This is a genomic window from Cryptosporangium minutisporangium (assembly GCF_039536245.1).
In the GTDB taxonomy this organism is placed as follows: Bacteria; Actinomycetota; Actinomycetes; order Mycobacteriales; family Cryptosporangiaceae; genus Cryptosporangium; species Cryptosporangium minutisporangium.
Genome location: NZ_BAAAYN010000024.1, coordinates 138919 through 165034 on the forward strand (window position 1 = coordinate 138919; position 26116 = coordinate 165034).

23 protein-coding genes are annotated in these 26116 nt (G+C 73.8%); 18 read left to right on the forward strand and 5 right to left on the reverse strand.

The window, feature by feature from the left end:
- Positions 1-61 precede the first annotated feature (61 nt).
- From ABEB28_RS19655 to ABEB28_RS19665, 3 genes are all read right to left on the reverse strand, one after another.
- Complete coding sequence (locus ABEB28_RS19655) at positions 62-1312, reverse strand: transcriptional regulator (protein WP_345729606.1); 1251 nt, start codon at positions 1310-1312, stop codon at positions 62-64.
- A gap of 70 nt (positions 1313-1382) precedes the next feature.
- Complete coding sequence (locus ABEB28_RS19660; RefSeq protein WP_345729607.1) at positions 1383-2555, reverse strand: vWA domain-containing protein; 1173 nt, start codon at positions 2553-2555, stop codon at positions 1383-1385.
- A complete protein-coding gene (locus tag ABEB28_RS19665) occupies positions 2552-3421 on the reverse strand; it encodes an AAA family ATPase (RefSeq protein ID WP_345729608.1) in 870 nt (289 codons plus the stop codon). The genes ABEB28_RS19660 and ABEB28_RS19665 overlap by 4 nt, the downstream gene beginning before the upstream one ends.
- Before the next feature lie 98 nt (positions 3422-3519).
- Here ABEB28_RS19665 and ABEB28_RS19670 point away from each other — a divergent pair, with 98 nt between their 5' ends.
- From ABEB28_RS19670 to ABEB28_RS19680, 3 genes are read left to right on the forward strand one after another with little or no spacing between them, the layout of a single operon-like run.
- Positions 3520-4119 carry a helix-turn-helix transcriptional regulator gene (locus ABEB28_RS19670; RefSeq protein WP_345729609.1) on the forward strand — a complete coding sequence of 200 codons (600 nt, stop codon included), beginning with the start codon at positions 3520-3522 and terminating at the stop codon, positions 4117-4119.
- 2 nt (positions 4120-4121) lie between these two features.
- Positions 4122-5243 (forward strand): aminotransferase class I/II-fold pyridoxal phosphate-dependent enzyme, encoded by a 1122-nt coding sequence (locus tag ABEB28_RS19675; protein ID WP_345729688.1) that lies wholly within the window; start codon positions 4122-4124, stop codon positions 5241-5243.
- 55 nt (positions 5244-5298) lie between these two features.
- Positions 5299-6276, forward strand: coding sequence for a hypothetical protein (locus tag ABEB28_RS19680; protein ID WP_345729610.1), 978 nt, complete (start codon positions 5299-5301; stop codon positions 6274-6276).
- 7 nt (positions 6277-6283) lie between these two features.
- Here the strand turns inward: ABEB28_RS19680 and ABEB28_RS19685 are convergent, their stop codons facing one another.
- Both ABEB28_RS19685 and ABEB28_RS19690 read right to left on the reverse strand, forming a co-directional pair.
- The gene (locus ABEB28_RS19685) at positions 6284-7441 is read right to left on the reverse strand and encodes an acyl-CoA dehydrogenase family protein (protein WP_345729611.1); all 1158 of its coding nucleotides are present in this window, start codon (positions 7439-7441) and stop codon (positions 6284-6286) included.
- A complete protein-coding gene (locus ABEB28_RS19690) occupies positions 7438-8289 on the reverse strand; it encodes an HTD2 family dehydratase (protein ID WP_345729612.1) in 852 nt (283 codons plus the stop codon). Before ABEB28_RS19690 ends, ABEB28_RS19685 begins: the two co-directional genes overlap by 4 nt.
- Before the next feature lie 192 nt (positions 8290-8481).
- On the opposite strand from ABEB28_RS19690, the gene ABEB28_RS19695 reads away from it, so the two are divergent.
- The 15 genes from ABEB28_RS19695 to ABEB28_RS19765 all read left to right on the forward strand — a co-directional run bounded on the left by ABEB28_RS19695 (position 8482) and on the right by ABEB28_RS19765 (position 26042).
- On the forward strand, positions 8482-9249 hold the full coding sequence (locus ABEB28_RS19695) for a LuxR C-terminal-related transcriptional regulator (RefSeq protein WP_345729613.1): 768 nt from the start codon (positions 8482-8484) through the stop codon (positions 9247-9249).
- Positions 9250-9339: 90 nt separating this feature from the next.
- Positions 9340-9690: a hypothetical protein gene (locus ABEB28_RS19700; RefSeq protein WP_345729614.1), complete on the forward strand. Its 351-nt coding sequence runs from the start codon at positions 9340-9342 to the stop codon at positions 9688-9690.
- 3 nt (positions 9691-9693) lie between these two features.
- Positions 9694-10941 (forward strand): hypothetical protein, encoded by a 1248-nt coding sequence (locus tag ABEB28_RS19705; RefSeq protein WP_345729615.1) that lies wholly within the window; start codon positions 9694-9696, stop codon positions 10939-10941.
- A gap of 105 nt (positions 10942-11046) precedes the next feature.
- The gene (locus ABEB28_RS19710) at positions 11047-11676 is read left to right on the forward strand and encodes a hypothetical protein (RefSeq protein ID WP_345729616.1); all 630 of its coding nucleotides are present in this window, start codon (positions 11047-11049) and stop codon (positions 11674-11676) included.
- A complete protein-coding gene (locus tag ABEB28_RS19715; RefSeq protein ID WP_345729617.1) occupies positions 11669-14047 on the forward strand; it encodes a phage tail sheath family protein in 2379 nt (792 codons plus the stop codon). The genes ABEB28_RS19710 and ABEB28_RS19715 overlap by 8 nt, the downstream gene beginning before the upstream one ends.
- A gap of 2 nt (positions 14048-14049) precedes the next feature.
- Positions 14050-14724, forward strand: coding sequence for a phage tail protein (locus ABEB28_RS19720; RefSeq protein WP_345729618.1), 675 nt, complete (start codon positions 14050-14052; stop codon positions 14722-14724).
- Between the two features lie 9 nt (positions 14725-14733).
- The gene (locus ABEB28_RS19725) at positions 14734-15222 is read left to right on the forward strand and encodes a phage tail protein (protein WP_345729619.1); all 489 of its coding nucleotides are present in this window, start codon (positions 14734-14736) and stop codon (positions 15220-15222) included.
- Positions 15222-16070: a hypothetical protein gene (locus tag ABEB28_RS19730; RefSeq protein WP_345729620.1), complete on the forward strand. Its 849-nt coding sequence runs from the start codon at positions 15222-15224 to the stop codon at positions 16068-16070. The genes ABEB28_RS19725 and ABEB28_RS19730 overlap by 1 nt, the downstream gene beginning before the upstream one ends.
- A 21-nt stretch (positions 16071-16091) precedes the next feature.
- Positions 16092-16295: a hypothetical protein gene (locus ABEB28_RS19735; protein ID WP_345729621.1), complete on the forward strand. Its 204-nt coding sequence runs from the start codon at positions 16092-16094 to the stop codon at positions 16293-16295.
- 1 nt (position 16296) lies between these two features.
- Positions 16297-17082: a CIS tube protein gene (locus tag ABEB28_RS19740; RefSeq protein ID WP_345729622.1), complete on the forward strand. Its 786-nt coding sequence runs from the start codon at positions 16297-16299 to the stop codon at positions 17080-17082.
- A 76-nt stretch (positions 17083-17158) separates the two neighbouring features.
- Positions 17159-17440, forward strand: coding sequence for a LysM peptidoglycan-binding domain-containing protein (locus ABEB28_RS19745; protein ID WP_345729623.1), 282 nt, complete (start codon positions 17159-17161; stop codon positions 17438-17440).
- A complete protein-coding gene (locus ABEB28_RS19750) occupies positions 17437-18726 on the forward strand; it encodes a phage late control D family protein (protein WP_345729624.1) in 1290 nt (429 codons plus the stop codon). Before ABEB28_RS19745 ends, ABEB28_RS19750 begins: the two co-directional genes overlap by 4 nt.
- An 8-nt stretch (positions 18727-18734) precedes the next feature.
- On the forward strand, positions 18735-19109 hold the full coding sequence (locus ABEB28_RS19755) for a GPW/gp25 family protein (protein WP_345729625.1): 375 nt from the start codon (positions 18735-18737) through the stop codon (positions 19107-19109).
- 97 nt (positions 19110-19206) lie between these two features.
- Positions 19207-23589: a hypothetical protein gene (locus tag ABEB28_RS19760; RefSeq protein WP_345729626.1), complete on the forward strand. Its 4383-nt coding sequence runs from the start codon at positions 19207-19209 to the stop codon at positions 23587-23589.
- Positions 23586-26042, forward strand: coding sequence for a baseplate J/gp47 family protein (locus ABEB28_RS19765; protein ID WP_345729627.1), 2457 nt, complete (start codon positions 23586-23588; stop codon positions 26040-26042). The genes ABEB28_RS19760 and ABEB28_RS19765 overlap by 4 nt, the downstream gene beginning before the upstream one ends.
- The last annotated feature ends 74 nt before the right edge of the window (positions 26043-26116 follow it).

Here is a 26116-nt window from a genome sequence, read left to right on the forward strand (position 1 = left end):
GGATGTGAGTCAGCTCACCCTAGGCACCGCGCGGTTGGCGGAAGGTTGGACACGCGGCCGGCTAACGCCCGGCGACCGCCAGCCGGGCTTTGAGCAGCGGAATCGCCGGATGCGGACCGCCGCCGCTGCCGGCGCGGTGGAGCCGCGCGAGGCAGGCTTCGACGACTTCGCGGTCGTAGGGCGCGAGGTCCTGGCTGTAGCGCAGCACCGCGTCCGGCTGCGGGTCCGCGAGCAGGGCCTCGCGCAGCGCGACCGCGACGTAGTCGGCGAGCTCGCTCAGCGCCGGGGAGTTCGTGCCGGGCAGCAGGTCGCCGCCGTAGGCGTCGACCGCCGCCGCGACGTGGCCGCCGCGGATCAGCGCGAGCACGTGCTGGACGTCGGTGGCGACGGGCATCAGCAGCCGGTACGGCCGGGACGACAGCTGGCCGCCGAGCGCCTGGCGCAAGTGGCTGACCTCGGCCTTGAGGGTGGAGAACGTGATCGCCTGGTCGCCGTAGACCATCGCGTGCAGCTGCTCGAGTGACAGCCCCTCCGGGTGCAGGGCCAGCAGCGCGAGCACCTCGGTCTGACGCCGGCTGAGCAGCAGCCGGTAGCCGTCGAGCCGGGCCTCCGCGGTGCCCAGCAGCGTCATCACCAGACCCGGGTCGGCGGTCTGCTCCGGCTGCGCGGACGGATGCTCGGTCGAGAACGGGATCGCGGTCTCGATCAGCCGAGCCATCACCCGTGCGGTGGCCAGCCCGATCGGATGCGTGCGGTCCCACGACGTGGACAGGTCGAGGACGCCGAGCTTCCGGCCGGACACCGGGTCGTGCACCGGCGCCGCCCAGCACACCCAGTTGGCGACGATCCGGGCGTAGTGCTCGGCGCTGAACACCATCGAAGGTGCGTCCAAGCGGTTGGCCAGGTCGAGGGCGTTGGTGCCGACAGACTCGTCGTCCCAGCGTCCGCCGGGCAGGAAACCCACCCTCTCGGCCCGGTTCCGCATCACCCGGCCGCCGTAGGTCCAGAGAATCCGGGTGTCGGCGTCGGTCACCGCGATCACCAGGTCGCCGTCCTCCGCGGTCCGGCGCAGCTCACCTTCGACGGCCTCGACCGCGGTCTGCAGCGGAGTGTCCTTCCAGACCGCGACGGTCTCGGACTCGTCGGCCATCGGCGCGGCCTCGACGTCGGTGGAGACGTGAGCTTCGCGGGAGCGCCCCCAGCTGGTGAGGATCTCCGGGCGTACCTGGGCCGCCACGTCTCCGTGTTCGGTGAACAACGCCCAGGCGCGCACGGCCTGCACCCTGCGCGCCTGTAAGTCGCCGTCGGCCATCCGGAACTCCGTTGTCCCTGCGATCGCGAGTCAACGTGACGTTAACACCGAAGGGTGACGCCGGGCGCAGCTATGCGCGCGCGATCACCTCGGTCAGTTCCGCGAACGCGGCGAGCGAATGGCCCGCCACGAAATCGTCCACAGAGGGCAGAACCGCCCGGATGCCGACCTGGACGGGTTCGTAACCGGACTTGCCCCGATGGGGGTTGACCCAGACGACGCGGTGCGCGATGCGGTGCAAGCGCGCCATCTGCTCGCCGAGCAGCGCGGCGTCACCCCGCTCCCAGCCGTCGGAGAACACGACGACGACCGCGCCGCGGGCCAGTCCGCGCCGGCCCCAGCGGTCCAGGAACACTTTGAGCGTCTCACCGAGCCGGGTGCCGCCGGACCAGTCCGGCACGGTCTGTCCCGCCGCGACGAGCGCCCGCTCGGGGTCGCGGGCGCTCAGGGCGCGGGTCAGGCGGGTGAGTCGGGTGCCGAGCGCGAACGTCTCCACGCCGGTCGTTCCCCTGCCCCGTGCGCCCTGCCCGATGCGGTGGGCCAGCCTCAGCAACGCGTCCGCGTACGAGCTCATCGAGCCGGACACATCGACCAGCAGCACCACCGGACGCGGCCGCTGGGTGTGGCGGCGCCACTCGAGCGCCGCGGGCTCGCCCATCCGGCGGAGGCTGGCGCGCATGGTCCGAGAGGCGTCCAGTGTTCCTCGTCGCCAGGGCCGCTGGCGTCCGGACCGGCGCTGCGGCAGCCGCACCGACAACGTCCCGAACAGGGCAGCGAGCCGCGCCTTCTCGTTCGCGGTCAGGGTGGCGATGTCGCGGTGCCGGAGCACCTCGGCCGCGCTCGCCCTCGCCTGCACGACGTCCTCGTCCGCGTCGCCGCTACCGCCGGTCTCCGACTCGGGCAGGATCGACGACGTCGTCTGGAGCGAGGGCGGCGACGACAGACGACGACGTGCGGGCCCGGCGCGGTGATCGAAGTACGCCTCGTAGACCTGGTCGTACCGATCCAGATCGGCCGGGGAGCCGCAGAGCGTCGCCTGGCCCGCGTGGTAGGCGGCCGTCGCGTCGTCCAGCCCGGCCATCGCCGCCGCTTCGAGGTAGGCCTGGGCACGGTCGTGGGTGACCGACACACCGGCCGCGCGGAGGGCGACCGTGAAGCCGAGCAGGATCTCCTCCGCCTCGCGCACCGGTTCGCTCGTGGCCGCGCGGTCGACCGACTCTGCGATCCAGGAGCTTTCGGTCACGACGTGAGGATCCGGTCCAGGGCGTGCCGTACCTTCTCGGCGTCCTCCCGGTACTTGACCAGCGCACCGACGGTGCGCGCCGACGACTCCAGGTCGAGCCGCGCGACACCGAGCATGTGCAGGGCACGGGCCCAGTCGAGCGTCTCGGCTACGCCGGGCGGCTTCTGCAGGTCGACGTCGCGGAGCGCCTGCACCACGGTGACGACTTGCCGGTTCAGCTCGGCCGAGACCTCGGGGGCTCGCGAGCGGACGATCTCGATCTCCCGCTCCAGCCCGGGGTGGTCGATCCAGTGGTAGAGACAGCGCCGCTTCAGGGCGTCGTGCAGCTCGCGGGTGCGGTTGGAGGTGAGCAGCACGATCGGCGGCACCGCGGCGGAGACCGTGCCGAATTCCGGGATCGTCACCTGGTAGGTCGAGAGCACTTCGAGCAGGAACGCCTCGAATTCGTCGTCGGCGCGGTCGATCTCGTCGACGAGCAGGACCGCGGGCGCCTCCCGGAGCGCGGCCAGCACCGGCCGGGCCAGCAGGAAGCGCTCGTCGTAGAGGGACTTCTCGGCCTGCTCGGCGTCGACGCCGCCGGAGGCCTCCAGCGCCCTCAGGTGCAGGATCTGCCGGGCGAAGTCCCAGTCGTAGAGCGCCTGCGTGGCGTCGATGCCCTCGTAGCACTGCAGCCGGATCAACGGCAGGGCCATGGTCTGCGCGATCGCCTCGGCCAACGCGGTCTTGCCGGTACCGGGCTCGCCCTCCAGCAGCAGCGGGCGTCGCATCCCGAGCGCGAGGTAGGTCACCGTGGCCAGTGCGTCGTCACAGAGGTAGCCGGTCTCGCCGAGGCGTGCGGCGATGTCGGCAGCGGAACGGAACTCCATTCGACGAGGCTACGCACACCCTCGTTGGCCCGCGGTTGGGACCGCCCTTGCACGGCCCGCCTGGACGAAGCGTCCAGCCCCTGGATAGTCTGTCCAGCGTGACGCCTTCCTGGCTGGCGCCGTACGCACCGGTGTGCGCGGCGATCGCGGCCCTCCTCGACCCGCACGGCGAGGTCGCCGTCCACGACTTGGCCACCGAGCGGATCGCCGCGCTGTGGAACCCCCTCTCCGGACGCGCGATCGGCGACGACTCCCTGCTCGACGAACTGCCGGTCGCGCCCGGCGACGCCCCGGTGATCGGCCCCTACGAGAAGGTGCTGCCGGACGGACGGCGCTGCACCTCGGTCAGTGCGGTGCTGCGCGACACGGCCGGTGAGCCGCGGGCGCTGCTCTGCGTCAACCTCGACCGTTCCGACCTCGACCGGATCGCCGCGCTGTCCGGCGCGCTGTTCGCCGCCACGCAGCCCCGCCCACCGGCCCTGTTCGACCGCGATTGGCGCGAGCAGATCGCGCTGCGTGTCCACGAGTTCCGCCGCACCCACCCGGAGCCACTCGACCGCGACGCCCGCCGGGACTTGATCGCCCAGCTGGACCGCGAAGGGCTGTTCGCGGTCCGGCGCTCCGCCGACCTGGCCGCCGAGGCGCTCGGCGTGTCCCGGGCCACCGTGTACGCACTGCTCAAGGAGGTCCGCGCGTGAGAATGCCCGATTTCAAGCTCGAAGCGCACTTCTCCCGCTGGGAGTTCGCCGCCCGCTATCACCTGACCGCGTCGGACGCCCAGACGCTCACCGTCGGTGAACTGCTCGCGCTCGGTACCGACGCCGACCGCGAGCGGTTCATGGCGCTCCCCCTCGGTTACGTCGAGACGTGGGGCACCGACGAGCTGCGCGCGGCGATCGCCGGCACGTACACCCGGTGCGCGCCCGACGACGTGCTGGCGTTCGCCGGCGCCGAGGAAGCCCTGTTCTGGCTGATGCAGGTGCTGGTCGGTCCGGGCGACCACGCGGTGGTCACGGTCCCGAACTACCAGGCGATGGAGACCGTGCCGCTGGTGGCGGGTGCCGAGGTGACCGGCGTCCTGCTCGACGAGCACGACGGGTGGCGGCTGGACCTGGACGCCGTCCGCGCCGCCCTGCGTCCGAACACCCGGGTGGTCGCGGTCAACTTCCCGAACAACCCCACCGGCGCGATGCCCGACGCGGCCACCTGGCAGGCCCTGGTGGAGCTCTGCGCCGAGCACGGGGCGCGGCTGGTCTCCGACGAGGTGTACCGCGGCGTCGAGCTCGACCCCTCGCTGCGGCTTCCCCAGGCCGCCGACCTCAGCCCGACCGCGGTCTCGCTCAACGTTCTGTCGAAGTCCTACGGGCTGCCCGGCCTGCGCATCGGCTGGGTCGCCTGCCGCGACCACGCCCTCCTGGAGACGCTGGAACGGCACAAGCACTACACGTCGATCTGCAACGCCGGGCCGAGTGAGCTGCTGGCCGCGGTCGCGCTCCGAGCCGGCGAGACCGTCCGAGCCCGCAACCGCGCGATCATCGCGGAGAACCTGCCGCAGTTCGACGCGTTCTTCGCCGCGCACGCCGACCGGTTCGACTGGGCACGCCCGGACGGGGGCTGCGTGGCCTTTCCCCGCTACCGCGGCCCGGACGGCGTCGAAACGTTCTGCCGGGAGCTGGTCGAGACCACCGGAGTGCTGCTGCTGCCGGCGTCGGTCTACGCCTCCGCGCTGGCTCCGGTCCCCGCCGATCGCTTCCGCATCGGGGTCGGCCGCCGCGATCCCGGTCCCGCCCTGGAGGCGTTCGACGCGTTCCTCCGACGCTAGGCAGGCCCAGCTGCGGCGGGACGGACCGATGGTGCGGGTGTGTCGATAATGGCCCATGCGGCGACTCCTCCTCCTCGGTCTGGTCGTGCTCACGGCGCTGGTGAACGGATGCACGTCCGGCGGGAAGGACGACCCCGGCGACGAGAGCAACGCGCTCGTACGTGCGCTGGAGCGGATTTCGGCGAGCGACACGACCCGGCAGCAGATCACGTTCGACGACACCGCCGCGCTCACCGAACTGAGCGACGACGCCGACCCGGCCGTCGGGTTCGGAGGCCTCGTACTGGCCGGATCGCCGGCACTGTCCGGGGACCTCAAGACCGTCGAGAAGACCACGGGGCTGCGGCCCCGCTCGGCCTCGTTCACGATCAGCGCCGGGCGGACCCCGGCCGTCGTCGCCGTCGTCGCCGGCGGGCAGAACGCGGACGACGTCGAGAAGACGTTGACCGCCTCCGGCTGGAAGGCCGACGGGGACCAACTGGTGGCGTCCCCGGACGGATCGGTCTCCGACGGCACCACGCTCCCGATCCACCTGGCGCGGGTGCGCGCCGACGGCAGCGACGTCGTCTACGCCGGGAACGGCGCCCGCGTGTCCGACGTCGGGCGGAGCGGCAGCGCACGGGCGGACGGCGACACGCTCGCCGACGACCGACGCGTCGCGGCGCTCGCCGACTGCCTGGGGGACGTCGTCGCGGCCACCTTCGTCGTCGGGCAGCAGCAGGGCAGCCCGACGATGGTGGCGGTCGGCGTCCGCCGGCCGAAGACCGGCGACGACACTCCGCGAGCGGTGACCTGCACCGCCTGGTCGACGTCCGCGGCGGCCGACGCGTACACCACCGACCTGCGCGACGCCCTGGCGCGCGGCACCACCGCGAGTAGCAGGCGGCCCTACGCCGAGCTGCTGAAGTCCGCGACCGTGCAGGAGATCGGCGGCGACGAGCACGTCGTCGGATGGCAGGCCGAAACACCGACGAGCGCCGTGCTGATCCTGCAGATGGCCTGGCGCAACGAGCTGCCTGCTCTCGTCGCCTGAGCGAGCGTCAGTGGTCGAGCCGTCCGCGCTTGACGAGCTGGGCCGCGATCACGTTGCGCTGGATCTCGTTGGTGCCCTCACCGACGATCATCAGCGGCGCGTCCCGGAAGTACCGCTCGACGTCGAACTCGGTCGAGTAACCGTAACCACCGTGGATCCGCACCGCGTTCAGCGCGATCTCCATCGCGGTCTCCGACGCGAACAGCTTCGCCATCCCCGCCTCCAGGTCGCACCGCTCCCCGGACTGCGCCTTCTCGGCCGCGTACAGGATCAGCTGCCGGGCGGCGGTGAGCTTCGTCGCCATGTCGGCCAGGTAGTTCCCGATCGACTGGTGCTGCCAGATCGGCTTGCCGAACGACTCCCGCGTCTGGGCGTACCGCAGCGCGTCGTCGAACGCGGCTTGCCCGACGCCCAACGCGCGTGCCGCCACCTGGATCCGGCCCGTCTCGAGGCCCTTCATCATCTGGGCGAACCCGTGGCCGGGCTCCGCGCCCAGCACCGCGTCGGCCGGGACGCGCAGCCCGTCGAAGGTCAGCTCGCAGGCCTCCACGCCCTTGTACCCCAGCTTCGGCAGGTCCCTGCTGACGACGAGCCCCGGCCCGTGCTCCACCAGCAGCACGGAGATGCCCGTGTGTCTCGGCCGGGCGGCCGGGTCGGTCTTGCACAGCAGCGCGATCAGCCCGGAGCGTCGTGCGTTGGAGATCCAGGTCTTGGACCCGTCGATCACGTACTCGTCGCCCTCGCGCCGGGCGATCGTGGCCATGTTCTGCAGGTCCGACCCGCCGCCGGGTTCGGTGAGCGCCATCGTGGCCCGCAGCTCGCCGGTGGCCATCCGCGGGAGGTACCGGTCCCGCTGGTCCGGCGTGCCGTACTCCAGCAGTAGCTTGGCGACGACGGTGTGCCCGCCCATCGCGCCGGCGAGCGACATCCAGCCCCGGGCCAGTTCGGCGGTGACCAGCGCGTAGCAGGGCATGGTGACCGGTGCGTCACCCCACGGCTGCGGGATCGCCAGCCCGTAGATCCCGAGCTGCTTCATCTGCGCGACGAGGCCCTCGGGGTAGGTGTTCGCGTGCTCCAGCTCGCGGACGACCGGCCTGACCTCGCGGTCGACGAACTCGCGCACCGTGTCCACGATGGCGCGCTCCTCGGCGTCGAGCGCGCTCACCCGGTCTCCAGTTCGACGGTCGCGGTCAGCGAGGGTCCGGTGCCGACGGCCACCTCGACACGGTTCTCGGACGGGATTCCGACCGCGACGATGCGGGTGGGCACGAACATGGGGCGGAGGATCCGGTAGGAGAACCGGCCGACCCGGCGGTCCGGGGCGTTCCGGCGCGGCAGCTCCAGCGCCAGCAACGCCATCAGCGGCCCGTGCACGACCAGGTCCGGGTAGCCCTCGACCTCGGTCGCGTACGGCCGGTCGTAATGGATGCGGTGACCGTTGTAGGTCAGCGCGCTGAACCGGGCGAGCAGAACCGGATCGGTAGCGACCTCTAGCGTCCAGTCGCCCGCGGGCTCGTCGGCAGCCGGTCGGTTCGATGTCCGGCCGGGATCGCCCGAGCGGTAGACGATGTCCTGCTCCTCGACCGCCACCTGCCGACCGTCCACGGTGAGCTCGGACCGCACGGTCACGAACGCCAGCTCCCCGCTCCGGCCGGACTTCACCGCGACCTCCGACACCCGGGCCCGGGACGACAGGTTCGCGCCGTACTCGATCGGAGCCCGCTGCTCGAAGCGGCCCCCGGCCCACATCCGCCGTCGATCGGGTATCGGCGGCAGGAAGGCGCCCTCGGTCGGGTGCCCGTCGTCGCCGAGCGCGGACTGCGCCGGGTGGTCGAGCAGCGTGAACCAGTGCCACAGCGGAGGGAGTTGCCCGCCCGGCGTCGGATCGGCCACGTCGAGCAGGGCGGCGAACGCGGCGCTGGGCCACGGATCCACCCGCCGGGACACCTCGACGAGCTCCGGCTGCCAGTCCGCGACCGCACGCGCCAGCGCGCTCGTCCCGCCGCCACTCATCCGGCCAGCAGTTCCGCCACGGCGTCCACGGGCTCAGCCTAGACGCCGGCACCTGGCAAGAGCCCGTCAGCGCCGCAACCGGCACCGGCCGAGCCTCGTGTCGGGTTAGCGGCAAGGTATGGGCTACGGAGCGGAATCAAATTTAAGCTGTTGGTCCGAAACTCACACAGGCGCCCGGGGGAAGGGGTGCTCGTGACCCGCTCGGATCCACCAGTTCGCCGGCCCGGCCCGCCGCTGCCCGGCGCGTCCGACCGACCCCCGGCGAACGAGCGACGCCGGGATCACGAGCTGGCCGCCCTGCAACTGCTCGTCGTCGACGGCGTCCGGCTCTACCGGGAGGGCCTCGCGGTCGTACTGGCCCGGGAACACGGCGTGGGCCGGGTGCTCACCGCGCACGACGCCTGCTCGGCCGCCGACGAGCTGCGTGAGCACCAGCCGGACGTCGTCCTGATCAACGTCGCGGACGGCAACCACGATCTCGTCCGCGCCGTCCGGGCGTCGGCGCCGGACACCGCGATCGTCGTCGTCGGTGTGTCCGAGTCGGAGAAGGACGTCGTCGCCTGCGCCGAGGCGGGCGTCGCCGGATACCTGTTGCGCACCGAGCCGATGGAGCACCTGCTCCGGGTGATGCGGTCGGTGCTGGCCGGCGAGACGCTGTGCTCGCCCCGGACCACGGCGCTGCTGCTCCGCCGGGTCCAGGCGTTGGCGGCGCGGCAGGTACCGGGCCGGCGCGCGGTGCCGGCCCTCACCGCCCGCGAGGAGGATGTCCTCGATCTGCTCGATGTGGGCCTTTCGAACCAGGAGATCGGCGACCGGCTCGGCATCACGGTCCGCACGGTGAAGAACCACGTACACAACATCCTGGAGAAAGTCGGGGCTCGGCGCCGCGGCGAGGCGGTGGCGGCGTACCGCAGGAGTCGCGTCGTCGGTTCCGCGGATCCGGCGGGGCGCCGGACCTGACGGACGGCATGAGGTCCTAGTACCCGCGCCGACCCGGACCGGTCCCTCGGGTCCTTACCCGGCTCCGGCGCCGCCGTCACAGTGGACCGCGTGTCGATCCGGCTGGCGGTGTCCGAGCTTCCCTCGCTGCTCATGGACGTCGTCCGCGAGGCGTTCGCGGACCAGCCGGACGTCAGCGTCGAGTTCCTGCCGGACGGCGACCTCGGCGCCGCCGTCGACCATGCGCGGCCGGACGTCATGATCCTCGGTGCCGCCGAGTCGGACGCCCACTGGGACCTGCTCCTCGAGTATCCGCGCATGGCGGTCCTGACCCTCTCCCCCGATGCCAGGGACGCGTGGGTCTGCGAGCTCCAGCCGCACGCCCGCCCGCTCGGCGAGGTCTCGCTGGCCGGCCTGCGCACCGCCGTCCGCGAGGCGGCCGGCCGACACCGGAGGAGGTGACGGATGAGCTCGGGTGACGTGCTGTCCGGTTTCCTCTGGCGCGCCAGAGCGGGGATCCGCACCGAAGGACTTCCGCTCTTCGCCGGCCACGGCATGGCCGACCCCGCGTACCGGCCGCCGCGGCTGCCGTACATCTCGGTGGTCGGGCCGCTGACCGTCGAGCTCGAGCCCGACCGGGACCTGCCGCGATCGGTCCAGCTCGCGGTCCAGACCCCCGGATACCTGCCCGGCGCCCGCCGCGAACCGGCCGACCGCGTCCCCGCCTCCGGCCCGCTCGTGCTGCTGATCGACGGCGACGCGACCGGCAGCGTCGACCCGGACCTCGCCACCCTGACCGGCCAGTCGTTCGTCGCGGCCGGGGTGGGCGTCGCGGTGGCCACCGCACTCCAGCAGGCCGTCCGGACCGCGGATTTCCGGACGGACGGCGCGATCGTCACCGACCCGGCCCGCCGCGCCGAACTGGCCGCGGTGACCGTGCGCTGGGACGGCCGCGCGCAGCGCCTCGTGCTGTCGTCCGGACGTCGCGGTGTCCGCACCGGCGCGGAACTCGACCCACGGCCGAGCCGGGTCGAGATCCCGGCGCCCGCGGGCCCGATCGCGACCGCGCTCGGCCTCGCCGACGCCGTACCCGTCCCCGGACGACTGGTCCGGCACCGCCGCCCCGCCCCGGCCGCCGTGGCCGTCGACGTCCGGGTCGACCTCTGGGCCGGCTCGCAGCTCGACCTCGCGGCGACGCTCGACGCGTGGACCGGCCTCACCGCCACCCGCGGTCAGTTGCTGGAGCGGACCGCGCTCCCGGCCGAGGACATCCCGGCCGGCGCGGCCTCGATCCGCTTGCAGCCGGCCGGTGAGCCGGCGAGCCGCTCGACCCTGCTCCAGCTGGAGGCCGCCGAGGGTGGCGGGCTCGCCGACCGGGTCGCCGGTCGCCGACCCGCGCTGACCAGCGGCGCGACCGAGACGGCCACGGGTATCCGGCTGGTCGACGCCGGGACGGCCAGCCTGACGTTCTTCGAGGCTCCCCCGGTCCCGCTCGCCTGGCTACCCGAGCACCCGGCGCCGCACGGTTACGCGGCCACGTTCGGGCTGCGCACCGAGACCGGTGCGGTCGGCGAGCGGGCGCGGATCCTCACCGTGGAGGCGGACGGTGCTCCGGCGCTCAGCGTCGAGATCGAGTACCTCGCGCCGACCAACGGCGGGCCACCACCGGTGCGGCTGCGCGGTGACGCCCGGCGGGCCGACGGCACCGCGTAGGCGGCCGCCGCCGGGGTCCTGGAAACGACGATTCTGAGCGAGGGAGCGCAGGTCCACGTCGTCGCGGACGCCGCCGCCGGTGCGGTCGCGCTCTACGTCGACGGAGTGCCGACCGGTGCCGCGAGCGGCACCCCCGCGCCCGGAGCACCCGCAGGCGGCACCGATCTCGTGCTGCGTCTCGGCGACGCCGCCGGAGCCGCGCCCGGGTTCACCGTCGAACATCTGCACCTCGCCGGACGCCCGCTGGGCCCACCGGACCCCCGTGCGCGAGCCGGACTCGCCCCGGCCGACCGGTGGTCACCGGGTGATCCGGTCGCGCTCTGCCGGACCGAGGACGGCGTCACCAGCACCGGCGAGCTGTTCGTCGCCACCGCGCTGGCCGTCGACGGCGATCGGCTCCTGCTCGACCGGCCGGTGCCGAGTGCGTTCCCCCGGGCCCGGACGCTGGTGTTCGCCCGTTCCCTGTTCTTCTCGCAGCGGCAGCTGCGGCGACACGACGACCTGATGAACCGGCTCTACCGGATCAGCGCCGAGTACCGCGTCTCGGCCTTCCTCGACGAGCGCGCCGCCGGCGTCAGCGCGCCCCTGGTCGAGGCCACCGAACTCGATCTTCTCGACCTCAGCCGAGGGTCGGCGGGCGCGGGCGGCGGACCGCCGTCCCGGCCGGCTCCCGGACATCCAGGAACGAGCGCTCAGCTCGTAGCCACCACACCCTCGGAGGCACCGCATGGCTGAACGGCTCACGCCCGGTGTGTACGTCGAGGAGGTTGGCGGGAACGTCCGACCCATCCAGGGTGTCGGTACCTCCACGGCCGCCTTCATCGGCGAGGCAGCTCGCGGCATCCCGGACCGGGCGGAGTTCGTCTCCGGCTTCCGCGACTTCGAACGCCGCTTCGGCGGCCACCGCCGCGGCGAGGCCGGATTCCTCACCGCGGCCGTGGAGGCGTTCTTCGCCGCCGGTGGCCGACGCGCGTTCGTGGTCCGGGTGCTGCCCACGGACGCGACGCCCGGAGCGTCGGCCGAGGTACCGGCGCGGGCCGCGGACGTCTGGGGCGTGAACCGGCCCTCGCTGCGGTTCGACGCCCGTGGCAACGGTGCCTGGTCGGACCATCTGCGACTGCACGTCGAACCGTCCACGTCGTTCACCGACCGGGCCTACCGGCTGCGCATCGAGTGGACCGAGGGCGGGCGCTCCCGGACCGTCGAGACGTTCGACAACCTCCGCACCGATCCGGAGTCGGAGGACTACGGACCGCGAGTGATCGAAGAGAATTCCCAGTACCTGCGGGCCACCGACCTGTTCCAGCGGGATCTGGACGCCGCCGAGCGCACCGCGCCACCGCTGCCGGAGCAGGTGCCGGCGCTGGTGTCCAGGGAGCCGACGGTTGAGGCCGGGCACCCGATCCCGGTCGGGGCCCGGCTGACGTTCAGCTGGCGGGACGGATCGTCCGGGCAGGGCACCGACGTCGCGAACCCACCGGCGGTAACGTTCAGCGAGGCGGCCGTGGAGGATGCCGGGGGCACCGTCGCGGCCGGCCGCGGCACGCTCACCCCGGCCCAGCTCCGCGCCGTTCTCGGCGACGCTCTGGGCGAGGAGTTCCGGGTCACCCGCCCCGACGACGGCGACCCCGGCGACGACATCGTGCGAATCGAGCCGGCCGTGGCGAGCGATGCGTACCTCGCGGTCCGCCTGCCCGACGACGACACCGAGTTCGATGTCTCCGGGCTGACCGCGGTCCGGATCACCGCCGCCGACGCCGAAGGCGAGAACCCCGAAGCCGTCGAGGTGGATCTTCCCGACAACACCACCGCGCTCTCCCCGGCCGCGCTGGCCGAGCTGATCGCCGCCGCTATGGCGGACGACAACCCGTACGGCCTCGCGGTCGACGCCGCCGGCCCGTTCGTCGTGATCACCGCTCCGGCGGCCGCCGACGGCGTCGGACTGGCGATCGCCGCGGTGGGCGGGAACGCGCCGTGGCCGGAGCCCGACGTGATCGCGGGCGATCCGGGCGTACTGGTGGACTCGCTGCGCGGCGTGGAGATCACGGTCAGCGAGACGATCCAGCCGGGCGTCGCACGGGCCCTGTCCGGCCTGTTCGGCTCGGTCCGCAGCGCGGGTCTGGTGGAGAACGACCCCGGTGATCCGATCCTGCGCCCGGCGCTCACCGAAGACACCCCGCTGCGGCTGGTCGGCGGCGTCGCCGCGGTCCGCGAGGTCGGCGTCGCCCAGTACGCGGGCGGCGTCACCGACGCCGGCCGCACCGGATTGCACGCGTTCGACACGGTCGAGGTCAACCTGCTGGTCATGCCCGGACGCAACTCGCCGGACCTGCTGTCGGCGGCGATGGCCTACTGCGACGCCGAGGACGTCTTCCTGCTCGCGGACGGCGTCGGCAGCGTCGACACCGACTTCGAGATCTCCGCCGACGAGGTGCGCCAACTGGTGGAGGGGTTGCCGGGCCGATCGGACAACGCGGCGATGTACTACCCGTGGATCACCGTGCCCGATCCGGTGAGCGCCGGCCGCAACCCCCGTCGCCTGGTGCCGCCGTCCGGGCACGTGGCCGGCGTCTTCGCCCGCACCGACAGCACCCGCGGGGTGTGGAAGGCGCCGGCCGGGGTGGAGGCCATTGTCAGCGGCGCCGTCGACCTGCAGCACCGCCTCGTCGACGCCGACCAGGACCTGCTCAACCCGATCGGCCTCAACTGCATCCGGCAGTTCCCCGGCGCGGGCATCGTCACCTGGGGCTCGCGCACGCTCTCCTCGGATCCGCAGTGGCGCTACGTCCCGGTGCGCCGCACCGCACTGTTCCTCAAGGAGTCGCTGCGGCGCGGTCTGCAGTGGGCGGTCTTCGAGCCCAACGACGTGGATCTCTGGGACCGGATCCGGATCAACATCTCCGCGTTCATGCTCGGCCTGTTCCGCCAGCGGGCGTTCCAGGGCGCGACGCCGGAAGAGGCGTTCGCGGTCAAGTGCGACCGGGAGACCAACCCGCAGGAGCAGGTCGACGCCGGGATCGTCACCGCCCAGGTGGCGTTCGCGCCGCTGAAACCCGCCGAGTTCGTCGTGATCCAGATCAGCCAGAAGAGCCTGCTGGTGGTGTGAGCGTGCCGACCGAACCCGCGCTGACGCCCTGGTACCCGCTGCGCACCCACCAGTTCCGGATCGGGATCCTGCCGCCACCGCCGGACCCGACCGGCGGGCGCAGCTTCCTCGGCGCGCCGGTCGGCACGTCTCCGGCGACGCCGCCGCAGCCGGCGCCGGAGGGCCAGAGCTACGTCGCCGGCGTGAAGCGGGTCTCCGGGCTCAACGTCTCGATCGCCGCGACCGAGACCAAGGAGGGCGGGAACTCGCTGCACCGGTACGCGAATCCCGACCGGGCGACGTGGGACCCGATCACGCTGGAGCAGGGCCTGGCGGTCGACGACACGCTGGAGCGCTGGGCGGCCGCGGTGCTCCGGTTCCTGCGGACCGGCGCGGTCGAGCCCGGCGAGCCGGTGAAGCGCAACGTCGTCATCGATGTCTGGGACACCCGGCTGCACGGCGCCGATCTGTCCGAGGGCCTCGTCGGGTCGGCGGACGACGGCGGCCGTCCACCGGATCAACGGCTCCGCCGCTACATCGTCGTCAACGCCTGGATCAGCAAGTTCCGCGCCGTTCCCCAACTCGACGCGCTGAGCAGCGAGGTCGCGCTGCTCGCGGTCGAGCTGACCCATGAGGGCTGGCACGCCGACCAGCCGTCGGGCGGCGCGCCGGCCATCGCCACCCCCGTGACCATCTGAGGAGCACCCATGCCGAGGTTCGAGGAGTCCGATCGCCGGGACCCGTTCCGCAGCTTCAACTTCCACATCGTCCTCGGCGGCGTCGAGGTCGCGGCATGCCGAAAGATGTCGGCGCTGGACGTGACCGTCAACAGCGTGAAGTTCCGAGCCGGGAACAGCAAGTCGACGGTCGCGGAGATGCTGCCGACGCTGGTCGAGTACGAGCCGGTGACGCTGGAGGCCGGCGTCACCAACGACCGGGCGTTCGAGGAGTGGGCGAACCAGCTCGTCCACCACGAGGACCGTCCGGGCCGGACGGCCGAGCCGAACTTCCGCCGCGAGGTGGAGATCCACGTCTACGACATCGACAACACCACGCTCGTGCGCAAGTACGTACTGCACCGAGCCTGGGTCTCGAAGTACACCGCGATGTCCGAGTTAGCCGGTGACAGCCAGGAAGTCCTCGTCGAGACACTCCAGATCACGTTCGAGGGGTTCGAACGGATCGAGGTGTCCTGATGCCGGCCGAGCTCCTGCTCCGCCGCGGGCTGGTCGACGACGTCGGCGACCGGCATCGCCGGGTCGCGCTGCGTCCGCTGGCCGGGCGGGACGAAGCCCGGCTGGCCGACCGGGACGACGCTCTGGTGGCCCAGTCCGATGAGGACGCGGTGCACGAGGTATTGGCCACGTGCGTCGAGCGGCTCGGCGGGTACCGGGACGTGACACCGGTCCACGTCGCTGCGCTGTCCCGCGGCGATCGCCAGCGCCTCGCGCTGGCCCTGCGGGCGCTGATGATCGGCGACCAGCTCGTCCTCACCCTCCGCTGCCCGCGCCCCGACTGCGGTGAGCTGGCCGATCTGGAGCTGCGGGTGAGCGCGCTGCTCGACGAAGGGAGTACGGACGCGCCCGCCGAGCCGGAGTGGTGGACGGTGGACACGCCCGCCGGGAAGTTGCGGCTGCGCACCCCGACCGGCGCCGACGACGAGGCGCTCGCCGCTCTCGCCGGCTCACCGGCCGAGCGCGCCGCCGCGTTCTGGAACCGCCTGATCGACGCAGATTGGGCGGCGCTCGACACGACGAGCCGCCAGCTGCTCGCCCGGACGCTGGCCGGGAGCGGCAGCCTGCCCGATCTGACGTTCGCCTCCCCCTGCCCGGCCTGCCGGGCGCTGCTGGAGCTGGAGCTGAACCCGTTCGACCTCCTGGTCCGAGAACTGGCGCTCGGCACCGACCGGCTGCTCGCCGAGGTCCACTGCCTGGCGTTCCACTACGGCTGGTCAGAGGACGCGATCCTCGGCCTGCCCCGTGCGCGCCGCTGGCGCTACCTGGAGCTGCTGCGCCAGCAGCTCGACGGCCGCCCGCTGGTCTGAGAACACCGCTGAGGAGCGCCGATGCACGAGAAGCCGCACAACGGGTTGACCCGACGGCAGCTGGACTACGAGCTGTCCTGGCTGCTGCGCCGGTGCCCGCGGGACCCGGCCAAGCTGCCGGAGTTCCTCGGCGAGGTCGTCGTGACGCTGATCGACCGCAACAACGCGGCGCAGGCCGCGCACGCCGCCGACGGAGCCCGCACCGATCTGCCCGAGAGCTGCTGACATGGTGAACCTCGACCCCCGCCTGATCGCGTTCGGGGCCCAGCTCGAGCGCGGCGCGCTGATGCGCATCGGTGCGCCGGCGGCGTCCGGGTCCCCGGCGGCGGGGGCCACTGCGGCGCCGGGCGACGAGCTCACCGGCGACGTCCTGTACTTCCAGTACAACCCGGAGACGATCAGTCGGACCCGGACCGGCAAGTGGGAACCCCGGAAGAAGCGCAAGAGCGGCACGGTCGCGGCACCGGCCGACGTCCGGCAGCGGGGCGGCCAGGGCTCGTCGGCACTGCTGGCCGAGGCCGAGACCGTCGCGCTCAAGGTGCTCTTCGACGCGACCGAGGCCGTGCTCGCCGGCCGCACCGACGCCGCCGAGTACGGCGTCCTGCCCCAGCTGGCGTTCCTCGAAGTGCTCTCGACCGGCAAGGAGGGACAGAAAGGCGACGCCCGTCGGGAGGCCGTCCAACCCGTGCGCCCGGACGAGCTGCTGCTGATCCTCGGTCAGCGGCGACTGTTCCCGGTGGTGCTCACGAACCTCACGATCACCGAGCAGAAGTTCCTGCCGACGCTGGTACCGCTCCGGGCCGAGGCCGACCTGAAGTTCACCGTGCTGGAGCCGGACGAGGCCGCGTACCGGGCGTGGATCTCGACCGCCTACGACCGGCTGCTCGCCGGCCGGGTGAGCGCCGCCGCGAAGGCCGCGGCCCAGGGCGACGTCGCCGCGGCGATCGCCCGCGAGCTGGCCGGTGACCCGTTCGCTCCGCGGCCGAGCGCCGCCGAGGGGGTGGCGATATGACCGAGCGCTTGCGCGAGGTCCGGCTAGCAGAGTCGATTCTCGGTCATGACCGCGACGAGCGTAGCGAGGAGTTGTCATGACCGACCGGTCGTCCCGCCACGCCGACCTACCCACCTACCGGCGGGCGGTGGCCGGTGCACCGGCCGACACCGAGCTCTACACCCCCCAGCTGCGCACCCGGCCGGACGCCGTCGTCCGGCACGCGGTCACCGGCGCGGACCGGCTCGACCTGCTCGCCTACCGCTACCTCGACGATCCGCACCAGTTCTGGCTGATCGCCGACGCCAACCCGGACAGCGACCTGGACGCGCTGATCGAGCCCGGCCGGACGCTCGGAATCCCGCGGCGGCCCGCATGAGTCCGGCACAGCGCCGGCCGGTGCTCCGGCTCTGGCTGGACGGCGTCCCGCTGGAGAAGCTCGGCGACTGGGTGCTCCAGGTCGAGGTCGAGGAGCGCTGCGACGAGGCGTCCTCGCTCCGGCTGAGCGTCGACCTGAGCCCGATCCACGGCAGCGACGCCGCCGGTGACTGGGACGCGCTGGAGCGAGGCAGCTTCGCCGCCGATGCCGCCGTGCCGGACTTCGGCCTGCTCCGCCGCGTCACCGTCCAGTTCGGCCTGGAGAGCGACGACCCGGACGGGCCCGAGATCAGCAGCACGGTCTTCGACGGTTACCTGACCGCGGTCGAGCCGGTGTTCGGTGAGGCCAGGGTGCCCGACTCGCGGCTGGAGCTGACCGGCGTCGACGCGTCCTGCCTGATGCACTTCGAGACCGTCACGCGGACCTGGTCGGACCTCACCGACGTCCAGATCGCCAGGGAGATCTTCACCCGCTACGGCTTCGCGGTCGTCGACGCCGGGAAGCCGGGCGCCACTCTGGAGGACGGCGGTCTCGACCGGCCCGGCGCCCGGGCCGTACTCGTCCAGCGCGCGACCGACGCCGAGTTCCTCCGGATGCTGGCGCGGCGCAACGGGTTCGAGGCCTATGTCGCGCCCGGGCCTGGCCCGGTCACCGCCGGGCCGCACCCGGCCGGTTCGGTCGTCGGGCACTTCCACTCCCCCGCGGTCGCGCTGCCGGAGCAGCCCGCGCTCGCGCTGTTCCCGCGAGACGCCCCGACGCTGGCCAGCTTCCGGGCCCGCTACGACAGCCACCAGCCGACCCGGATCATGGGCTGGCACATCGACGAGCAGACCCGGCTCCTGCAGCGGGTCACGGTCAGCGACCCGGGTTACCGGCGGATGGGCAGCCACAGCCGGGCCGACGTGCTGGCCACCCGACTGGCCGCAATCCAGCCGGTCCGGCATGGGACCTCACCGACGCCGATGGAGTCGGTCGACGTCCAGACCAGCGACGTGCCGCACTCGGCCGCGGAGGTGACCGCGCTCGCCCGCGCGGAGCTGCGGCTGATCGACTGGTTCGCGGCGGGCACCGGCACCGTGCTCTGCGAGCGGTACCCGGTGATTCTGCGGGCGGGCCGCCCGATCGGATTGACCGGCGCCGGCCACCTGCTCGACGGTTCCTGGTACGTCCGGGCGGTACGGCACCGGTGGGGCGTGGACCCGGACGAGGCGACCGTCGAGCAGTCGATCCGACGGTACGAAGCGGACGTGACGCTGGTCCGCAACGCGCTCGGCGGGGCCGGCTGATGGCCGGGATGGAGTTCTCGCTCGCGTTCCCGTTCCGCACCGCCGACCGGGGCGGGGCCGCGGTCTCCGGCCGCGCGGCAGCCGTGCACGAGCAGCTGGAGCAGCTGCTGCTCACGGTGCCGGGCGAGCGGGTCAACCGGCCCGACTTCGGATGCGGTGTGCAGCGGCTGGTCTTCGGCGGCGCGAGCCCGGAGGTGGCCGCCGCGGCCGAGTACGTCATCTCGACGGCGGTCCGCCGATACCTCGGCGAGCTGCTGACCGTGGACGCGGTGCGGGTCACGGTCTCCGACAGCCAGCTGTTCGTCGACGTCCTCTACACGCTGGTCGACACCGGCGAGGAGCTGGTCGCGACGATCGCCCAGCCGGTGGAGGGCGCGCCGTGACCGTGTACCCCGGCGCACTCCTCCGCTCCGCTCCTCGGTCGCTAGGACTCCCTGCGATGCTCCCCGCTCTCTCCGGAAACACGGCGGAGCGCACCTCATGACGACGCGCGAGCTGAACGGCGCCGATCTGCCGGCCGCGCTCGCCGCGGCTCAGCAGGCGCTGCTGGCCGCCGCGTCGACCGGGCGGGCCGCCGACCAGGTCTGGCTGCTGCCCCCGGGCACCCATCGGATCAGCGGAACCCTGGACCTGGGTGCCCCCGGAGTCGCGCTGACGCTGCGCGGACGGCGCACGATCCTCGGCCTCGTCCCGGTGCCCGGGAGCGCCGGATCGGTGACCGCGCTCGGGCTGGGCGGCAGTGCGGTCGTCCTGGAGGACGTCGAGGTGACGTGCGCTCCGGTCGACGCCGACCTGGTCGGGATCCGGCTGACCGGCAGCGCCCGGGTAGCGGTGCGCCGGGTCCGGGTGACCACCCTGCACGCCGCGACCACGACCGGGCTCCGACTGGAGGCACCCCGCGTCGAGCTGACCGACACCGGAGCAGCCGATCTGGCCGCGACCACCGGGCCCGCGACCGGCGTGCAAATCACTGCGGCCGACAGTCCGGGCGATGCCGCCGACGGCATCGTCACCGGCGTCCGGATCAGCGTATCCCGGGTGCGCGGGCCGCAGGCCCGTGGGCTTTCCGTGGACGCCGCGGCGGGCAGCCTGACCGGCCTGACGATCAGCGACACCGAGGAGCCGCTGCGGATCTCGGCCGGAGTCACGACCGCTGAGGTGCACATCGAGCGGCTGGCCGAGGCAGACGCACTGGTCGCCTGGCTGGCCGCCGCCCAGGAGCGGCTCGTGGCGGCACCGGCGGGCAGCGGCGAGACCTGGCGGCTCCCGGCCGGCTCCTTCGAGCTCGACGCCGGGCTGCGGCTCGGCGTCGAGGGCCGGAACCTGACCGTCACCGGCAGCCGGGACACCGAACTCGTCTTCGGCGGCGCCGCCCCGCTCCCCGGTGACCTCGTCGGCCTGGACGTCCGAGGGGACCGCGTGCGGGTGGCGCAGGTGTCGGTGCGGGCGCGAGCCACCGGTGCGCTGACCGGGGTCCGGGCCACCGGCACGGTCTCGGCGCACGTGGACGACGTCCGGGTCAGCGGGCTCCGCGGCGCCGACGTGTTCGGTCTGGAGGTCACCGCGCCGGAGGCCGCGCTCACCGGCGTCACCGCGGACGACGTCCGTGCCACCGGCACGACCGCGACCACGCTCGGCATCGGAGTCGCGGTGACCGGCGACCGGGTCGGGGTGTCCCGGCTGACCGTGGCACGGCTCCGCGCTCCGCTCGTGACCGGCCTCGGGCTCACCGCGGCCGAGCGCGCCGACGTCGCGCTGCTGCGGCTGACCGACATCGCCGGGACGGAGGCCGAGGGCGCCCAGTTCCGGGTCGTCGGCCCGCCGGACACGCATCGGGAGCTCTCGCTGCTCGACGTCCGCGCCGAGCAGGTCCGCGGCACCGGCGACTCGGCGATCGGCCTGGTCCTGTTCGTCAGCGGCGACCTGGGGCTGCGCGGAGTGTCGGTGGCCGGCGTCGAGGCGGCCACCGCGTACGGCGTCCTCGCGGTGGCCGCCGGCGCGCTCGACTGGCTCGGTGGCACGGTCACCGACATCCGTGGAGTCAGCCGCGGTGCGGCCGGTGCGCGGTTGCTGGCGATTCCGTCGCCGTCCGCGTTCACCGTTCGCGACGTCCACGTCGAGGCCGTGCGGGGCGCTGCCGTCGGGCCCTCGGCGCAACCGTCACCGTCGTGGCGCTCCTGGCTCGACCGGGTGCGGCCCTGGGTCGGGGACGGCACCGGCGTCGGCCCGCCCGGACCGTTCGCCACCGCGGACCCCACCCACGTGGACGACGTCGCCGGGCTGCACGTCTGCGCGCCGGTGGACGAGAGCGAGCCGTGGCTGGAATCGGTGACCGACGCCGGTGAGGTGATCGTCGCCGAGTGCGTGGTGCGCCGGGTGAGCGGCACGGCGGTCCAGATCGACGGCGAACTCCGGGACTCCGAGCTGCGCGGCGTCGAGGTGTGGACCGCGATCCGCAGCGGTCATCTCGCCGGTGAGCGGATCCGGCTTGCCCAGCTGACCGTCCACCGCGTCCAGACCGGCCTCCAGGTGGCCGCCGGAGCGCTGACCGCGGCCGACAGCCTGCTCACCGGTGTCGTCGACGGCGCCGCTCTGGTGCCCGGCGTGCAGGCCGAGGTCGACGCCGCGCTCGCGGTGTTCGCGACCGGCGCCCCGCCGCCGTTCCAGCTGCCGCCGGAGCCGCTCTACGTCACGCCGGGCCCGGTCGGGATCCCGCCATCGGTGCTGGCCGGTGGGCTGGCGCCGTCCGTCGCGGTCGACCTCCGACTGGCCGATCCCACGCGGCACGCGCTCGCCGTGCGGGTGCCGGGCGACGGCGACGACGTGCCGGTGTACCTGGGTGCACACCCCCCGGACGCGGATGCCCACTGCGCGCTGCGCGACCCCGACCCACCGCTCACGCCGGTGCCGCCGCCGGTGCCGCCTCCCGGTCCGCCCGTGGACTACCGCGCCCGGGACGCCCGCGGCCTGCTCGGTGTGATCACCGACCGAGCGAGCCGGGTGTTGCCCGGCTGGGCACCGACCGGCCCCGCCGACCAGACAACGATGTGGCTGGAGCTGCTCGCCGCCCGGCTCGACCAGCTCGCGTACCGGCAGGAGGTCGCCGTCGCCGAGGGGTACCTGGGCACCGCGCAGTCGCGCCGCTCGGTCGAGGATCACGCCCGGCTGGTGGACTACGAGCCCGACGCCGGGCTCTCGGCGACCACGATGGTCGAGCTGACGCTGGACCCGGAGCCGCTGGGGCTGGCCGGGGCACTAGCCAGGACCGGGGCGGTCGTGGTTCCGGCCGGCACGCTCGTCGTCAACCCGGACGCCGCCGACCGGCTGGTCGTGTTCGCCACCGAGGAGGACCTGCCGGTCGACCCGGCCTTGGCGGAGCTGCGACCGGCCGAACCCGTGCCGGTGGGCGCGACCAGCGCGATCCTGGCCGAGGACCTGACCGGCCTTCGGCCCGGCCGCTGGCTGGTCCTGCTGGCGGCCTCGGACGTCGACGTTCCACCGCACGTCGTCCGGGTGACCGCGGTGGAGCTGGGCACCGACACCACCCGGGTGTCCTGGGATCCACGCCGTCCCGCGCCGGTGGCGTACCTGCCCGGCGCGTGCACGGTGCTCGGCAACGTCGTCCCCGCGCACCACGGGCTGCCGCTGACGCCGCTCGCCGCCCAGGGCGCCGCGGCCGTGCTCGACGACGCCGAGCTCCTCCGCCCGTGGCGCGAGCGGCTCACGGTGCGGGTGACCGGCGGCGACACCCGCGAGGTGGACCTGCCGTGGCAGCCGGTCAGCCGCCACGCCGCGGGGTGGCCGCTGCCGGATCACCCGGCGCGCACCGGCGTGCCGCAGGTCCGGCTGAGCGTGGACGGCGAACCGTGGACGCTCGCCGACGATCTCGCCACGCTCGGCCCCGGCGACGAGAGCTTCGTGCTCCGGCCCGGCCACACCGGCGGGGTCGCGGCGGTGGTCGGGGACGGCGTGACCGGCACTCGGCTGCCCGACCGCGAGGTGACCGTCGAGTTCGGCGTCCGGATCGGACTGGGCGCGATCGGGAACGTGGCCGCCGGCACGTTGGTCCGGCTGCTGGCCCTGGGCAGCGGCGGCGACGCCGACCTGCTGCTCGGCACCGGCGACGCCGACCGGGTCGAGCTGCTGCGACGGCACCTGCGGGTGACGAACCCGGTGCCGGCGATCGGTGGACGCGACCCCGAGCCGCTGGAGCGGATCCGGTATGCGGCGCCGCTCGGCGTTCGTGAACTGCTTTCTGCCGTGGTGCCGGCCGACTACGAGCGCCTGGTCGGCGCGCTGCCGGAGGTCGCGGCGGCCCGGGCCAGGGTGCGCACCGACGCGCCTCGGCCGGTCGTGCGGGTGACGCTGCTGCTCCGCGACGAGGACGCGCTGACCGTCGCGGGCCCGCCCGGTGAGGCCGAACGGCTGCGTCGCTGGGCGGTCGCGAGAACGCGGCTGGAGGACGTCCGGCTGCTCGGCTTCGACGTCGAGCTGGTCCCGCCACGGTTCGTGCCGATCGACCTGGATCTGAGCATCGACGCCGCCGCCTGGGCGCGCGCCGAGACGGTTCGGGCCGGCGTCGTCGCGGCGCTGGCCGGAGACGGCGGGCTGCTCGACCCGGACACCTCCGGCCTCGGCGGCGATGTGCACCTGGACGCCGTACACCGGCGGGTGCTCGACGTGCCCGGCGTCGACGCGGTCCGGGTGCGGCGGCTGCGGCGGCTCCAGCCGGGTGCGGCCGACCACCGCACCGACGGCGTGCTGCCGGTCGGCACCGAGGAGGTCGCGGTACTGCGCCACCCGTACGGTCCCACCCAGCCGCAGGGCCTGCTCACGGTCGAGGTCTGCGGAGGCGTGCCATGAGGCCGTCGCTCGACGCCCATCGTTCCCGGGAGCACAGCGGCCTGCTGGCGGCGATGGCCGCGGACGGCCGACGCCGGGCCCGGTCGCTGCCCCGCCCCTGGGATCCGGTCCGGCAGGAGCCGACCGAGCTGGCCGACCACGGCCGTGGACTGCTCGACGCGTACGCGCTCGGCCTGCACGTGCTCTGGGTCTACCAGGAGGCCTGGGCCGACGAAGGTTTCCTCGGCACCGCCCGGCTGCCGTCCTCCGTGCGGCGCCTGCTCGACCAGGTGGGCCATGCCGGGGACCCGGGGTTCGCCGCGGAGGGTCTGCAGCACTTCCGGTGCCGCGAGGGCGAGCCGGTGACGCTTCCACCGGGGTTCCGGGTGCGGGCCGAGGCGGTCGGCAACACCCCGGCCGCCGTGTACGAGACGACTCGCGCGCTGCGGCTCTCACCGGTGCTGAACGAGCTGCGCGCGACGCTCCCGGCGGCGCCGACAGGGCCGGCCGCGCCGTCCTCGGCCGGGGCGATCGCCGACGCGTTGCTGGAGCCGGAGATCATGGTGGGGCCGCCGGAGGTCGCCGGTGCGGTCGCGCTGACCGACTCGATCGGCCAGCGCTTCGCGGTCGCCCGGGCCGGATCGCTCGCCCAGCGCAACGCCGGGCGGGCCCGGCAGCAGGCGCTCGGTCTCGCCGATCTGGTCAGCCGCCTGCGGGCGGCCGGCGCCGAAGCGCTCTGCTCGGACGTCTTCGAGCAGCTGTGCGCCGAGCTCTGCGCGGTGCAGGAGCTGGCCAACCAGGCGGGTTACGAGCCGGCGCCGGGGCCGCTCTCGGAGTCCCAGGAGTTGCTGCTCACGCTGCTCCGCGATCTGGCCACCCGGCAGCCGGACGCGGTCGAAGCGTTGGGCGGGGCTCTGGCCAGGCAGGAGGACGAGACCGACGCGGCGTTCTCCGGGCGCCTCGATCGCCTCGCGGCCTTCCTCGACGCGCTGGTCGGCAGGCTCCTCCAGGAGGCCCGCGACCAGGTCGTCCGGCTGCGCGGACCGCGTGCGCTGGAGACGCTGGACCGTTCCCTGGGCGCGAATCCGCCGGGCGCTCCGGTACCCGGCAGGGGCAGTGGGACCGCCGCTCCCGGCACCGACGCGCTGTTCCTACTGCCGGTCGGGAACCCGCCGCAGGATCCCGGCACGCTGCTGCGCCCCGGGGATTGGCTCGTGGTCGCCGACGAGAGCACAGAGGATCCCCCGACCCGGACGTACCGGGAGGCGGTCCAGGTCGTGCGCCTGCGTCGACAGGCCCTCCCCGGTACGTCCTCACCGGCGACCCGCGTCACGTTCGCGCCGCCGCTGACCCGCCGATACGACCTGGCGACCACCGTCCTTCTCGGAAACGTCGCCGAGATCACCCACGGCACGACCGTCACCGAGACGACGGCCTGGACCGGCGACGACGCCCACCTGCCGCTGACCGCCGGACCGCTCACCTGGATCCGCTCGGCGAGCCCGGACGCCGCCGGAGGCCGGGTGCCCGCAGTCGAACTGTCGGTCGCCGGGCGGGGTTGGAGCCGGGTGGACGACCTCCGCCACCGGGCCGGGACCGCTGCGTTCGCGGTCGAGGTGGCTGCGGACGCGACCGGTCGGCTGCGGCTGGCGGAGGCCACCGGTGGCGTCGGCGCCGCCGCCGTACCGGTCGGCGCCGAGGTCACGGTCATCTACCGGACCGGCGTCGGCGCCGAGGGGAACCGCCCCGCGCTGGCGGTGGCAGCGGCCGCGGGTGCCGAGCCCGCGGTGGCGGCCACGTTCAACCCGCTACCGGTGAGCGGCGGCGTCGATCCGGAGGACGCCGACGCCGCCCGGGCCCGCGCGGAGGCGGGGACGCACGCCCCCGGACGCGCGGTCTCCGCCGGGGACGTGCGCGCGCTCGCGCTGGCGTTCGGCGGAGTGCGGCGGGCCGCGGTGCTGCGCGACCCGATCCGGCGGCGCGATCACGTCACCGTCGTCATCGCGGCCGAGGGTGGCGCGGACCTCGACCCGGCCGACGCCGCCCGGCTGCGGAGCTTCCTGGTCGCGCGGACGCCGCCGGGGACCGCGGTGACGGTCGTCGACCGGAACGTCGTCCCGGTGCGGATGCGGCTCGTGCTGCGGATCGAGCCCGGTGCCGATCCACTCGCCGTGGTTCGTTCGACCAGGCTCCGGCTCGGTGCCGACGCCGAGCCCGGCGAGCCGCCCGGCCTGCTCCACCCCGAGCGCGCCGAGTTGGGCCGCGGGCTGGCGGTCTCGGCGGTCTACGGTGCGCTGGCGGGCCTCCCAGGTCTGGCCTCGGTACTGGTCGACCTGCTCTACCGGGACGGCACCGCGCCCGCGCGGCACGACCGGATAGCGGCCGGACCGGCGGCGCTGGTGGCGTGGGCCGCGGTGACGGCCGGGGGCGCCGACCCGCTGGACCTCGTCTGGGAGGAGGCGAGCGACCGGTGACCTCCACCGAACTGAGCCCGGCTGCCGACCGGCTGGCCTCCCTGCTGCCTGGCGTCTACCGCACCCGCGACGAG